Source organism: Amycolatopsis sp. NPDC049868 (genome assembly GCF_044461365.1).
In the GTDB taxonomy this organism is placed as follows: Bacteria; Actinomycetota; Actinomycetes; order Mycobacteriales; family Pseudonocardiaceae; genus Amycolatopsis.
This window is the reverse complement of record NZ_JBITKV010000015.1, coordinates 87323-101515: the sequence shown is the minus strand read 5'-3', so window position 1 is coordinate 101515 and position 14193 is coordinate 87323. Positions and strand designations below refer to the sequence as shown.

Sequence of the window (14193 nt, the reverse complement as noted above, 5' to 3'; positions counted from 1 at the left end):
CGCACCTCAAGTTTCAGTTCAAACCGACCCAAGCGGACTCGAAAGAACTTTACCTGACGACTCGGCGATGACATTAATTGCTTCTTTAATTGACTGCTCCTTATGAGTTGCCATGACGGTCGCCCGCAGACGCGATAGTCCAGGAGGCACCGCTGGAAAGAGAACCGGAAGCACAAATACACCTGCCCTCTGACACAAGCGCGTCACCTGGTACGCCTGGTCGTCCGTGCCGCAGATTACCGGAACGATACCGGCCGTAGCCGACAAAGTATCGAGGCCGGCATCTCGGATACCGTCGCGAAACAAGCGGAAGTTCTGACGCAGCCGGTCAACTCGCCACGGCTCATCCACGATTACCTTGAACGCCTCATTGGCGGCGGCTGCCTGCGGCGGTGTCAGTGCCGCCGAAAAGATATAGGCCCTCGCCGAATAGCGCAAATAGTTGATGAGATCTTTCGACCCGGCAATATACCCACCGCTTGCTGGGATCGCTTTGGACAAGGTACCCATTTTGATATCTACAGCGTCCGACAGGCCGAAATGCTCCTCAACGCCCCGCCCTGTCTCACCAAGAACCCCTACGGAGTGCGCCTCGTCGACCATCAGCCACGCGCCATGCTTCTTGCACAGTTCCGAAACGCGAGGCAAATCGATGATGTCACCATCCATGCTGAATACCGCATCGACCACCACCAACTTGCCAGCGCTAAGGGGAAGACTTTCGAGCCGCCGCTCAAGATCCGCCATATCATTGTGGCGGAACCGCAGAAACTTGGCATTCGAGATCGTACACCCGTCGACGATCGACGCATGGTTCAGCTTGTCGGATATCACAAAATCACCGCGGCCAAGCAAGGTCGAAATGACCGTCAAGTTAGTGACATATCCCGAAGAGAAGGTAATAGCCGCCTCCGCATTCTTGAACTCGGCAATAGTATTCTCGAGTTCCCGATGAACGGGCAGCGTCCCCGCAAGGAGTCGCACTCCATGTGTACCGGTTCCAAATTCATCTACCGCTCGCTTTGCCGCTTTTGCAATTCGAGGATGACCAATAAGCCCCAGGTAGCTGTAGGAGGCGAACATTCCCATTTCTTGACCGGCAATGACTACCTTCGATCCACCGGAAACATCCTCAATGGGCCTGTTATAGAAGCTAAAATCTCGCTCAGAATCCGCCTCCACTCGGCGCTTCATTTCCAGGATACGTTTGTTAATTGAATCCTTGAGTTTATCATTCATTGTCGGCTCCAGCATCGATAGTAGTGTGAAATAGCTGCAGGCTCCGCGCGCCAAATACTGGGTGCTTGTCGCCTTCAATTTCCGCTGTAATGTCAATCGCCGCCTCAGTGAAACCGCGGGGGCGCTGCTTGGCCGACGCCAGATCGGCCACTATCCGAATTCTGGCGCCAGCAGGCACGGGCCGATGGAACCTCACCCGATCTAAGCCCTTATTGATCATCATGCCGACCCCGTCAACGCGGAAGACTTCGGCGAGCATAACGGTGGACAACGCAAGTGTCAGATAGCCGTGTGCGACCGGTTTTCCGTACGGCCCATCACCGGCCCGTGCCGCATCGACATGAATCCACTGGCGATCCTCAGTAACCTCGGCGAAACCGTTGATTCGGTCCTGTTCAACCAAGCGCCAGGCACTATGACCCAGCCTTTCCCCCACAGAGGAGAGCAGTTCGTCAGCACTGGTGAAGATTCTCACGGTTTCCCTCCTGCAGTGGACATCCCGATCGCGTGCGCACCACCGTCGACATGCACGATTTCACCGGTGACCGACGGCATCCAGTCGGACAGCAGGGCGCACACCACTCGACCGACGGGTTCGGGATCGGTGAGCTCCCAGCCCAGCGGTGCTCGCTCTGCCCAGGAGTTGTCATAGGCTTCAAAGCCGGGCACGGCGCTCGCCGCCATGGTCTTCAACGGGCCAGCAGCTACCAGGTTTACCCTGGTGCCGTCCGGCCCGAGCGCGTGCGCAAGATACCGACAACAGCTTTCCAGGCCAGCCTTGGCCACCCCCATCCAGTCATAACCCGGCCAGACTTGCGCGGCGTCAAAGTCCAGCCCCACCAACGCCCCAGAGTCAGACTTGGCAAGTAGCGGGCCGAAGACCCGGCCGAACGCCGCGAACGAGTAGGTCGACACGTGCATCGCCGTGGCGACTTCCGGCCACGGCGCAGTGAGAAACCCACCGCCGAGCGTCCCGGCTGGCGCGAATGCGACGGAATGCAGTACGCCGTCCACCCGCCCCCACCGCGCCCCGAGTTCATCGGCCACAGTGTTCAGGTCGGTTGGTTCCGTAACGTCCATGGACAGCACATCACACTCGGCGGGCAGTCTTTTGGCAACCGCCTTCGTAATCGCCAGCCCTCGGCCGTAGCCGGTCAACAATACCTCGGCCCCCTGTTCCTGAGCCAGCCGGGCAGCAGTAAACGCGATAGAGTTCGTGGTCAGCACCCCGGTAATCAGGATACGCCTGTTCTTCAACAGCATGAATGCCTCATCAACTATCCGACGTTAAAATTGAACTGAGTCATGCGGCAGTGAGTACTAGCACGGCGTTTGCCCCACCGAAACCGATCGAATTGCTGACCGCGACCCGGATCGGCATTTCACGAGGTACCTTTGCCACGATGTCCAACTCGATCTCGGGGTCCTGGGTAACCAGGTTTGCGGTCGGAGGCACCACGCCATGTTGAATGGCCAGCACGGTACAGATGGCCTCGATTCCGCCAGCCGCGGCCAGCGAGTGCCCAATGGCCCCTTTGACCGAAGTGATCACGGGCCTGTCACCGAATACTCGACGGATGAGCCTGGCTTCCGTAACGTCGTTGAGTGGTGTGGAAGTACCGTGCGCATTGACATGGTCTACTTCGTCCGGGAGCACACCGGCGTCAGCGAGTGCCGCACGTGTCGCCTGCTCGACACAGGCGCCATCGGGGCGAGGGGCGGTCATGTGATGTGCGTCCGCGGACGCACCATACCCACTGATCATCGCGCGGATGGTTGCTTTCCTCACGAGCGCATCCGCAGCCCGTTCCAACACCAGTACCCCGGCGCCCTCTGAGGCAACAAAGCCGTCCCTGTCCGCATCAAACGGCCTTGATGCGGCGGCTGGATCGTCAACTCGTCGAGAAAGTGCACCCAGTTGCGTGAATCCAGCCATGAGCGTTGGGGAAAGGGCCGATTCCGTCCCACCGGTAATCACCACATCGCACATTCCGGAGCGCAGCAGCTCCCTTGCAGTACCGATTGCAGTAGCTGCAGACGCACAAGCCGTGACGGTTGTCAGATTTGGCCCCGTTGCCGAGCAGTCGATTGCGATCTCGCCCGTCACTGATCCTACCCCAATCATGGGAATCATCAGCGGGGATACACCGTGTGGCCCTTTAGCACGAAGTGTGTTCAACTGCTGCTCGTAGGTGCTGGAACCGCCGAGCGAATTGCCCATGACGACGCCTACCCTTGCGCTGTTCCAGTGCGCCGGGTCGAGGCCGGCATCGGCTACCGCCTCGCGGGCCGCCACCCGTGCCAGATGCACAAACCTCTCCTGCCGCCACGCGGTCCGGCGACCGAGTTGATCATCGGCATTGAAGCCTGGCACGCGGCAGGTGAAGTCCACAGGCATCCCGGACAAGTCAGGATCAGGTCTCGCCGTGGACTCACCAAGACAGATCCTTCGCCAGCTTTCGGCAACGCCGATTCCAGCCGGGGTGACCATGCCGATGCCAGTCACCGCGACCTCAAACCGTCCGTTCACGCGGGACAGCCCTTGGATTCGAGCATACGCAGCACGTCATCGACCGTGTCGCTGGTGGACATATCATCCTCGGCGACCTTGATGCCGAACACTTGCTCGATCGCCAGTCCGAACTCAACCAGTGCCAGCGAGTCCAGATCCAGCTCCGTTAGTGTGACTTCGTCATGAATTTCCTCAGGCGGCACACCGAATCGCTCGGCCAGCAGCTCAGACAGGCGGTCTCGCATGATGGACACAGGTGACTCCTTACAGTGTTAAGGTCAAGAGACCGGCTTTCCGGTCTCCAGCGAGGTAAAGCAAGGCTCTCAGCTACTATTGCAGTGCCGCACTTGAGTTTCACCAAAAAACGCGGCGAGAACCTCGCAGATCGAGCGAGTGATCACGCGTTCAGCAACCGGATCGATGATCTTGGCGATCGACTCGATTCCGAAGTCATACGTAGCTGTGAAGATAAATTCACATCCCGCCACTGTCGGATTGAGCCTCCAAGCCCCGTGTAGAATCTCAAGGTCACCCTCGATCTGCTCAAATTCGACGGCCATGCCGTCTCGGTCAACAGACTCGCGACCGGTCCATCGCAAAACGCCGAAGTTGAAGTTGACCTCCCAGTCGGCTTTTCTCAGATACTTCTCAGATTGCCATGGATGCACCCGCACTGAACATACGTTCGGCGCCAGTGCGGGAATTGCGTCATAGTCCATGAGTTTTTCGAAGGCATTCGCTGGATCGTCGGTGGGTAAAACTACTTGTAATCGCATATTTCGCATCAGCAGTCCGCATCCTTGCAGGGATGTCACAGCCGTTCCAGTACCGCGCGCGCAGCGCGTTTAAACGACTGAAGCAGCACATGCCTTTCGTCCGCAGTAAGTACGGCCGGAGGGGTCAGCCGAACCATGTGAGGTGAGGCCGGCGAGTAGCCCGAGATCACGCCTGCCGGCACGAGTTCCATCACGAAGTTCGCCGCGGGACCGGGATCAACGAATTCCAGCCCGATCAGCAGGCCGACGCCCCCTACCTCGCGAACCTGGTTGCCGAGAGTGGTCTTGGCGATGCGCTCCAGATCTTCGCGCAGCTGCGGTCCGATGCAAGCAGCACGTTGGACCAGACCGTCCTTCTCGATCGCCTCGACAGTGCCGCGCACCGCGGCCATCGCCAAGGGGCACCCCGAGACATTCGATGAGGCCATGTAAGGATCGCGGTCGAAGACCTGGAACGCACTACTGGTCGCCACGGCGGCTGCGACCGGTACCACACCACCGCCGAGCGCATCGCCTAGCAGCAAAACGTCTGGAAGGACACCTTCTTGATCAGCGCCGCACCAGTAGCCCAGCCTACCGAGCCCGGTCCTTGTATCGTCAAGTACGAAGAAGGCGTCGTATTCCCGGCAGAGCCCCTGTACATCCCGCAAATAGCCAGCAGGGGGTGTAGCCACACCAGCCGACCACTGCACCGATTCGACAATCACGCACGCCCTACCGCGATGGCGGGCTAGTTCCTGTTTCATGGCATCAGCATCGCCGAAGGGCACTGACGAGAATCCGTGCAGCGCATGTCGGTGCCTGGAACGGCGGGCACTGCCTGCATTGACCAGATGACTCTTGCCCTTGGCTCGAGCCATCGTGATCGCTGCTGCGACCGCCTCGGTTCCCGAACCGACGAAATGCACCTTCTCGAGGCCACGCGGCGTGACAGAGGCCAACGCCTCAGCTGCCAAGGCAACCTCCGGCTCCAGCAACAATGAGGTCGCCAGCGGGTTCGTGTCGAGTTGCCTGGTTACCGATTCGATCACGGCGGGGTGCTTTGCCCCCATGATCAGCGCTCTGTCACCGCAGTTGAGTAGCTGGCGGCCAGTTGTGGTGTACACCCATGCCCCAGTGGCAAACACCTCGACATCGCCACCGACAATCTGTCCAACTATCGCTTTTCCATTACTCAGATGGTCCCGGTAGCGCCGAAGGACACCCTGTTTATCGACCTCTCCACTATCGCCACAGGACAAATAATTCATCCAAAGACCCCTTTGGTAACAGTAGCTCAACAATGACTAACTGAGAGCACTGTTAAAGAGCGATTCCGCCATCTACTTGAATGACCTGACCGACGATGTACTCCGCTTGATCGGACACTAGGAAAGAGACAAGATCAGCCACCGAGCCCGGTGTTCCGAACCTGCGTACCGGAATCGACTCTATGGCCTTGGCGCGAACCTTGCCTGTCAGTCCGGCCGTCATGTCGGTCTCGATGAAGCCGGGAGCGACTGCGTTGACCCGCACTCCGTGGCCGGCGACCTCTTTGGCCAGCGCCTTGGTCATACCATTGACCCCGCCTTTTGACGCCGCGTAGTTGGCCTGCGCCACATTTCCGTGAATACCGACTACCGAAGAAATGTTCACGACCGATCCGACGCCACGCCGCATCATACCAAAGATCACGCTGCGGCAAATATTATATGAACCGGTGAGGTTAGTGTCCACCACCGCGTTCCAGTCTTCAATGGGCATCCGAAACATCGGTCCATCCCTAACCACTCCGGCTGCACTGACCATCGCGCTCGGCGGACCATGCTCCTCTTCGGCCTGCCGCGTGAACGCGCGAACCGCCTGCGCATCCGACACGTCGCAAACCTGATGAATACAGTTAGCGCCGCTCAATCGTGCCAGTCGCAACGTCTCCGCCACGTCGGCACCGGCCGACCGTGAACAGAAGGCTACGTCGAAACCATCTTTGGCAAGGCGAACGACTACAGCACGGCCAATTCCGCGACTACCCCCGGTGACGATTGCGCTTGGGCGCTCCGACATCTACCACTCCCTATCCACCCTGTGCCCCGCCAAGGTCGCGGGTATTGGCCACCTTGTGATGACCACACGCAAGACAGACCCATGACACCTCTCCCTGGATACCGAGCTGCCCGACCGTCTGGTCATCGAGGCTCCGGTATCCGTTGGACGCCTTCTGAGGTCTGTACCGGTGGAACGATGATCCGCCACACGGTGGCGCGATGAGGTCTGCTTGAAGGGAAGGTGACAATGGACCAGCTAGGCAACGGAGACTCCTTTGACTGTTTTCTGGTCGGGGAGCACTCACTGATGGTGGCGTGCGGCGAGCTTCTGCTGGAGCTCGGGCACAGAGTGCACGGCGTCGTCTCACCTGACCCAGAACTCCGCCGGTGGGCGGAGGATCAGGGGCTGTCCGCGGTCGACTTCGACGTGGACTTGGCCGAACATCTTGGCCGAACGACGTTCGACTATCTGTTCAGTATCGCCAACCTCCGGATGCTGCCAGAGGAGGTGCTGGCACTGCCAAAGAAGCTGGCGATCAACTTCCATGACGCGCTGCTCCCAGAGAACGCTGGCGTGCATGCGACGACCTGGGCGATCCTGAATCGTGAAAAGCGACATGGCGTGACCTGGCATGTGATGACTGGGGAGTCGGACACCGGGGACATACTCAAGCAGCGCCAAGTCGTGATCGCCGAGACCGATACTAGCTACACACTCAACACCAAGTGCTACGAAGCCGCTTATACGACCTTCGGGGAACTGGTCGACGAGCTAGCTACTGGCCGTGAGACGCGGGTGCCCCAGGACCTCACTCGGCGGACCTATCACGGCAGGTTCAAACGCCCTGCACACGCAGGTGTATTCGATTGGAGCCTGGGCGCAAGAGACCTCAGCGCTGCGGTACGCGCGACCGACTTCGGCGGCCATGTCAACGAGTTCGGGACAGTTACCTTGGCAACCGACAACGAGTTCGTGGTTGTGTGCGAATCCGAGCCCCTGGCCACACGATCGTCCGAGGCACCGGGGGTCGTGCTCACAACAGCTGACGACGGGTTGACGGTCTCCACCGTCGACCATGACGTTAGACTGACTCGGCTCACGTCAGTGGCCGGCCAGCCACTGACGAGCGACAAGCTCGCGGCCCTCTGTGGCCGCCGCTTCTCCAAGTTGGCTGCCACAGACGCCGAGGCCGTCACCGAGACCGCATCGGCGATCCTACGGCACGAAGCGTTCTGGGTTGACCGACTCATCGGTCTCCAACCACTCGAGGTTCCCTACTGGGATGCCCGTGCCAGCGCGGCCACAACCCGCTACGAACTTGCCGTCCCGACGCCACGCTGCACCGGCCTTGACAGCGGAACATCGTTGCTCACGGCGTTCCTTGCCTTCCTTGCGCGGGTGGCACGCGAGGACCAGTTCGACGTCGGATTGAGGTGGCGGCCTGACCCTGCCCCGGACAACTCCCTCGACTCGTTGTTCGCCGACTTTGTTCCTCTTCGGGTATCAGCGCCGGCAGAGGGACAGAACTTCACACAGTTCCACCAGAAGCTGGCCAGGTGGCTCCAGGCGACGGAGCGGCGCAGAACGTACCGCCGCGATGTGTGGAGCCGCTACCCGCAACTGCGGGAACATGCGCGGACCTTCGAGGGACTCCCGATTGCGATCGAGTTGGTCCCCAACCTCGACACACGAGGTGTTTGCCGACCTGACACGGCGTTGCTGGTACGGATTCAGCGCGACGGCGGCGGGATGCGCTGGGTGGTCGCGAACAACTCTCTGTCGAAGCTTGCAGCGGAACGGATGCGTCAAGATTTCACGATCTTTCTGGACGAAGTGGTTAAGTCCAGGGAGCGTGATCTAACCCAGATCCCTCTGCTGTCCGAGGATGAACGCCGACAACTTGCCGGCTGGAACGACACCGCGGTCGCTTACCCGCGTGACATCTGTGCACACCAATTGTTCACGACGCGGGCACGGGAGCGGCCTGAGGCCACCGCTTTGATCTTCAATGATCGGACGATGACTTATCGTGAGCTGGATAGACGATCCTCCCAGGTTGCCGCCTTCCTCGGCCGCCAAGGGATTGGTCTGGGGTCGCTGGTGGGCATCTATCTCGAACGGTCATGTGACCTGGTAGTCAGCCTGCTCGGCGTGATGAAGTCCGGCGCTGCCTACGTTCCGCTCGACCCAATCTATCCATCGGACCGCATCGGTCACATGTTAGCGGACACCGGGCTTCCGCTGTTGCTCACGCAGGCCAGCCTGGCGGATTCTGTTCCGGAAGGCACTGCCGAAGTCGTTCTTGTGGACCGTCAATGGGATGAGATCCAAACAGCGTGCGACGACCTCGCCTACGACCGGGCAACACCGGACAGCCTCGCGTACGTGATCTATACCTCGGGTTCGACCGGACGCCCCAAGGGAGTGCGCGTCAGGCACAAAGGGCTGACGAACTTCCTGTGCTCGATGGCCAATACTCCCGGGTTCACCGAGCACGACAGGCTCCTCGCGGTCACAACGACCTGCTTTGACATCGCCGCTCTGGAGCTGTTCCTACCGCTGGTGACCGGCGGCGAGGTGGCGCTGGCGCCGACGGCCACTGCGAGCGACGGCTTCGCACTCCGTCGGTTGCTGGCGGCCAGCCGCGCAACCGTTGTGCAGGCGACACCGTCCACTTGGAAGATGCTGATCGAAGCGGGTTGGACTGGCGACGCCGGCCTCAAAGTGCTCTCCGGCGGCGAGGCACTGCCACGTGACCTCGCCCGAGAGCTCAACAGCCGAGCCGGGCAGGTGTGGAACTTGTACGGACCGACGGAGACGACAATCTGGTCTTCTGTGGACCGCGTTACGACGGAGCAGATCACCATCGGCAGACCGATTGCCAATACCCAGTTCCACGTACTGGACAAGCGAAAGCAACTGGTCCCGCCGGGCGTTCCTGGCGAGTTGTATATCGGCGGTGAAGGCGTGGCGGATGGCTACCTTGACCGCCCCGAGCTTACCGCCGAGAAGTTCGTACTTGACCCCTTCGGCCCACCTGGCACGACGCTCTACCGGACCGGCGACCTCGTACGCAGGCTAGGAGATGGCCGCCTCGAGTACCTCGAACGGATCGACAACCAAATCAAGCTACATGGTTATCGAATCGAACTCGGCGAGGTCGAGGATGTGTTGCGTAGCCATCCTTCTGTACGCGAGGCAATCGTCGTACTGCACGAAAGCACAGTCGGTGCCAAACGACTCGTCGCCTACCTGATACCGGAGACGTGGACCGATAAACCGTCTTCAGCGGATCTCCGCGAACATCTCTGGGTCAAGCTCCCGGATTACATGATCCCGGCCACGTTCGTCACCGTAGACGACATCCCACTCACCGGGAACGGCAAGGTGGACCGCAAGACTCTGTCCGGTCGGGCTATCAAAGTAGCCTCCCGCGAGGCACCCGTTGTTCCGGGCACCCAGACTGAGCGGGTCATCGCCGAGATCTGGCGGTCAACGCTCGGCGTGGGATCAGTAGGTTTGGACGACAACTTTTTCCAGGTTGGCGGCAATTCGCTGTTGCTCATCCGAGTCGTCAAACAGTTGCAGGCAACAGTGAGCCAATCACTTACCCGGGTTGACATGTTCCAGTATCCGACCATCCGAACAATGTCCCGATTTCTGAACCGTTCACCACAGGAAGAGGCTAGTGATCACTCTGCACACCGCCAAGGCCGAGGCTCGCTCTTAACGAGGGGCAGAAGGCTCGATGCTGCAACTAAGCAGCAGGAAAATCGAGTTCAGGACACATCAATCAATGAGTAGCCTAGGAGAGTCGAAGATAGTGCGCAACTGCAAGCTATGCTCGCTAAGTGGCGAGCACCCAGGGATCATGCTGGACCGCGAACAAGTATGCAACCTGTGCAGGCTGGACACCGCGGCCAGCCTGCTCTCAAACTTCAACTACACCAATGAGATCTACCAGGAATTCAAGGACAGCAAGCCCAATCCGAACGGATCGCATGACTGCCTCTTCATGTACAGCGGCGGCAAAGACAGTACATACATGCTGGACAAGTTCGTCAACGAATACGGCAAGCGTGTCGTCGCATACACATTTGACGTTCCATTCGAGAGCACTCACGCAGCCGAGAACATAAAACTCGCAAGGGAGAAGATTCCTGCGACGTTCGTATTAGATGCCGATGACGATAACATTAAGATGATGATGCGGGATGTATTCAATCGGCCTGCTCCGAAAAAACCCGGCAAGTACCTCGACGAGAAGCTCCCTTGCGTCTCTTGTCGGTCATTCTTCGTAATCAGGGCGATTCTGCACGCCTTTCGAAACAACATCCCCTACATTATTCTCTGCGCCGACCCGCAGCAGATACTTACCATGGAGTCCAATGTTCGCAAGGTAGTAAAGGACTTCTATCGCAGCTTTGGCGCCAGCATGACCGACGAACTATTCCGCGGTGAAGTGGAGCAAATTCTCTTTGCCCAGGACGACGAGCTGCCAAAGATCGTATTTCCATTTGTCGAAATGCGCTATGACTACGATCCAGATCGGATCGTCGACGAACTCAAGGCCAAGGGCTTATACGACTCTTCTCCCATGGAGACCCATTGCACCCTGTTCCCACTACTGAACTACTACTCCTTCAAGAATTGGGGCTGCATGTTCTATAAGCTCAACGCTTCAACCCAGCTTCGCTCCGTCAAGCGAAACAAGAATTACGACCGGTCGACCTTTAGTATCAAGTTCCCACGAGGGGCAGATATCCTCAGTATCGAGGAGCGGCTACAAAAGGTCGTCTTTGAGATTGCGGCCGAGCGAGGCGACCGAGATCAGCATGAGATGGAACTAATCGACCTCTTCACTCAACTCGGCACGACACCGGATGGAGCGCGGTTCGTGGCCCGCAGCTTCCTCGACATGCAGGAGACCGCGGCCGATCTAGGCATCAAACTCTGATGGAGGACGCTTTGACCCACCACAATAACACTGCGAAGGACTCGGATATCGCGATCATTGGCATGGCGTGCCGGTTTCCGGGTTCACGTAACGTCGGAGAGTTCTGGCAGAATCTTAAGGACGGGCGCGACTCGACGACGTTCTTTACCGACGATGAGTTGCGTGCCGCAGGAGTCACTCCGGCGCAGCTTGCCGATCCGGACTATGTCCGTGCCGGCCAGATCCTGCCGGACGTGGAGATGTTCGATGCCGACCTATTCGGCATGACGAGCGAAGAAGCAGAGATTCTTGATCCGCAACAGCGACACTTCCTCGAGTGCTCGATGGAAGCACTAGAGGACGCTGGTTACGACCCGGGTGCACATCCCGGCGAGATTGGCGTGTACGCAGGTGCAGGGATGAATACCTACCTGCTGAGGAATTTGCGAGACCGTTATCATGCCGCATCGTCGGTGGAACACTACCGACTCATGCTGGCCAATGATAAGGACTTCCTCTCCACGAGGGTCTCTTACAAACTGAACCTGCGCGGCCCGAGCGTCAACATCAACACAGCTTGCTCGACCTCACTGGTGGCAGTGCACCTCGCTTGCCTAAGCTTGTTAGGCGGGGAATGCCGGACCGCACTGGCCGGCAGCGTCCACATCAAAGTTCCGCAGACTGAGGGCTACCAGTTCCAGGAAGGGATGATCTTCTCACCGGACGGCCGCTGCCGGACGTTCGACGCCAAGGCCCAGGGCACGATCATCGGAAACGGTGTTGGCATCGTGGTGCTGAAACGGCTACGGGACGCGGTCAGTGATGGAGACTCGATCCGCGCAGTGATCAAGGGCACCGCGATCAACAACGACGGATCCGGCAAGACCGGCTACACAGCGCCCAGTGTACAAGGACAGGCCGCTGCCATCGCCGACGCACAAGCAGTCGCCGGAACTCCCGCGAGCACGATCTCCTACGTGGAGGCGCATGGCACCGGAACGCCTCTCGGCGACCCAATCGAGGTGGCCGCGCTTACCAAGGCCTTCACCGACCATTCCGATGCCAGCAAACCACCGGAACTTGGCTATTGCGCCATCGGCTCTGTCAAGACCAACGTTGGCCACCTCGACACCGCTGCCGGGATGGCCGGGTTGATCAAGACCTCGCTGATGCTTCAGCACCGAGCGATCGTGCCAAGCCTGCACTTCGACACATCTAACCCGGACATCGACTTCCGCAGCAGCCCGTTCTACGTCAACACCGAACTGGTGGAATGGCCTAAGGGCGATAGCCCACGCCGGGCTGGGGTTAGCGCTTTCGGCATCGGCGGCACCAATGCGCACGCTGTATTGGAGGAGCCACCGGCACACGAGCCTTCCACATCTTCGCAGGACGCCCAGCTGTTGGTCTTGTCCGCCCACACGACGAAGGCTCTCGACCACCTGACACACGACCTAGCCCGATATCTCAACCAGCACCCTCAACTTAACCTCGCTGACGTCGCACACACCCTCGGCGTCGGCAGGCGCGCACACGCTCATCGCCGGGCACTGGTGTGCCGGGACACGAAGGACGCCGCCCTGACCCTCGCACTCGCTAACGAGGATCAGATGTCCACAGCACAGATCTCGTCTCAGCGTTCGGGTTTCACGCTGGTCTTCCCGGGCCAACTCAAGGACAGCGGCAGCGGACTCGATCTCTACCATCGCTTCGCTAGCTTCCGCACAGCCGCTCACCGTTGCATGCAGTTGCCTGCCTCGAAGGTGGAGTCGTTGCTTTCCGGTTCAGACCTAGTAGCGGCCATGCTGACGCAGTACTCGTTGGCGACGATGTGGCTGTCGTGGGGAGTCCGGCCGGACTCGGTAGCCGGTCACGGCACCGGCGAGCTTGTGGCCGCGTGCGTGGCCGGGGTCTTCCCATTCAAGACAGCACTCGCGATCGCCGAGGCCTCCGGCACCCATAAATCGGATTGGCTCCTCTCGTTGTCTGCTCCCACGATCCCCTTGCTGTCTACCGCGACCGGCCGCTGGATGGACGAAAGCGAAGCGACCGATCCGGCTACGTGGAGCCGCCCTCATGGACTGATAACTGACCACGACGAACGGCTCTCCGAACTCCTCCACGACCACATGGTCATTGTGGTGGAGCCAGATAGTGGATTAGCGCCCGACGCGCTACTGCGGTCCGTCGGTCGCGCGTGGACACGCGGCATCGAGATCGACTGGACAGCCTTCTACGCGGGAGAACGGCGTCGCCGCGTACCACTCCCGACGTATCCCTTTGAACGCCAACGCTACTGGGTCGATGCGGTCGACGACCCTCAGCAGTCCGACAAGGAAGACGCAGCTGGGCTCCGACACTGGGTGGAGGCCGCCGCTGTCGGCGACAAGGCAGATCTGGTCGTCGGATTCATTCAAAACGAGATCGCCAACGTGCTCGGCACCAGCGAACTTCCTGCCCCAGACAAGGACCTGTTTGACCTCGGCCTGGATTCATTGATCCTCATCGACATCACCGCAAAACTCTGCAGTAATCTGAAACGCCCGGTTCCGTCTTCGTCGTTCATCGAGCACCCAACGATCCGTGGATTCGTCGACAACCTGGCGGACGAGCTGGGCCTGCTCAGCAACTCTTCAGCGGAATAGCTGCTACAGGTAGCACGTTTGGAAATCGGCCGATCGGGGCACGTCCATACATGCTGACGT

The 14193-nt window shown here is 59.5% G+C and carries 11 protein-coding genes; 3 read left to right on the top strand and 8 right to left on the bottom strand.

Translation table 11 applies throughout. The features are described from left to right. Nucleotides 1–18 precede the first annotated feature (18 nt). From ACIBTM_RS39640 to fabG, 8 genes are all read right to left on the bottom strand, one after another. Nucleotides 19–1254: an aminotransferase class I/II-fold pyridoxal phosphate-dependent enzyme gene (locus ACIBTM_RS39640; protein ID WP_395882282.1), complete on the bottom strand. Its 1236-nt coding sequence runs from the start codon at nucleotides 1252–1254 to the stop codon at nucleotides 19–21. Further along, the gene (locus ACIBTM_RS39635; protein ID WP_395882281.1) at nucleotides 1232–1714 is read right to left on the bottom strand and encodes a MaoC family dehydratase; all 483 of its coding nucleotides are present in this window, start codon (nucleotides 1712–1714) and stop codon (nucleotides 1232–1234) included. Before ACIBTM_RS39635 ends, ACIBTM_RS39640 begins: the two co-directional genes overlap by 23 nt. Beyond that, nucleotides 1711–2502 (bottom strand): enoyl-ACP reductase FabI, encoded by a 792-nt coding sequence (gene fabI / locus ACIBTM_RS39630; RefSeq protein ID WP_395882280.1) that lies wholly within the window; start codon nucleotides 2500–2502, stop codon nucleotides 1711–1713. The genes ACIBTM_RS39635 and fabI overlap by 4 nt, the downstream gene beginning before the upstream one ends. A 40-nt stretch (nucleotides 2503–2542) precedes the next feature. Next, nucleotides 2543–3769 (bottom strand): beta-ketoacyl-[acyl-carrier-protein] synthase family protein, encoded by a 1227-nt coding sequence (locus ACIBTM_RS39625; RefSeq protein WP_395882279.1) that lies wholly within the window; start codon nucleotides 3767–3769, stop codon nucleotides 2543–2545. Continuing rightward, a complete protein-coding gene (locus ACIBTM_RS39620; RefSeq protein WP_395882375.1) occupies nucleotides 3766–3996 on the bottom strand; it encodes an acyl carrier protein in 231 nt (76 codons plus the stop codon). The genes ACIBTM_RS39625 and ACIBTM_RS39620 overlap by 4 nt, the downstream gene beginning before the upstream one ends. Before the next feature lie 78 nt (nucleotides 3997–4074). Further along, complete coding sequence (locus ACIBTM_RS39615) at nucleotides 4075–4566, bottom strand: type II toxin-antitoxin system RatA family toxin (RefSeq protein WP_395882278.1); 492 nt, start codon at nucleotides 4564–4566, stop codon at nucleotides 4075–4077. Then, entirely contained in the window at nucleotides 4563–5777 is a 1215-nt protein-coding gene (locus ACIBTM_RS39610; RefSeq protein ID WP_395882277.1) for an aminotransferase class III-fold pyridoxal phosphate-dependent enzyme, read from the bottom strand. Before ACIBTM_RS39610 ends, ACIBTM_RS39615 begins: the two co-directional genes overlap by 4 nt. A gap of 52 nt (nucleotides 5778–5829) precedes the next feature. After that, nucleotides 5830–6570, bottom strand: a complete 741-nt coding sequence (gene fabG, locus ACIBTM_RS39605) for a 3-oxoacyl-ACP reductase FabG (RefSeq protein ID WP_395882276.1) — start codon at nucleotides 6568–6570, stop codon at nucleotides 5830–5832. A 228-nt stretch (nucleotides 6571–6798) separates the two neighbouring features. Between fabG and ACIBTM_RS39600 the strand changes: the two genes are divergently transcribed. From ACIBTM_RS39600 to ACIBTM_RS39590, 3 genes are all read left to right on the top strand, one after another. Further along, on the top strand, nucleotides 6799–10356 hold the full coding sequence (locus tag ACIBTM_RS39600) for an amino acid adenylation domain-containing protein (RefSeq protein ID WP_395882275.1): 3558 nt from the start codon (nucleotides 6799–6801) through the stop codon (nucleotides 10354–10356). A 67-nt stretch (nucleotides 10357–10423) separates the two neighbouring features. Then, nucleotides 10424–11509, top strand: coding sequence for an OzmP (locus tag ACIBTM_RS39595; protein WP_395882274.1), 1086 nt, complete (start codon nucleotides 10424–10426; stop codon nucleotides 11507–11509). After that, nucleotides 11509–14133: a type I polyketide synthase gene (locus tag ACIBTM_RS39590; protein WP_395882273.1), complete on the top strand. Its 2625-nt coding sequence runs from the start codon at nucleotides 11509–11511 to the stop codon at nucleotides 14131–14133. The genes ACIBTM_RS39595 and ACIBTM_RS39590 overlap by 1 nt, the downstream gene beginning before the upstream one ends. Nucleotides 14134–14193: the final 60 nt, after the last annotated feature.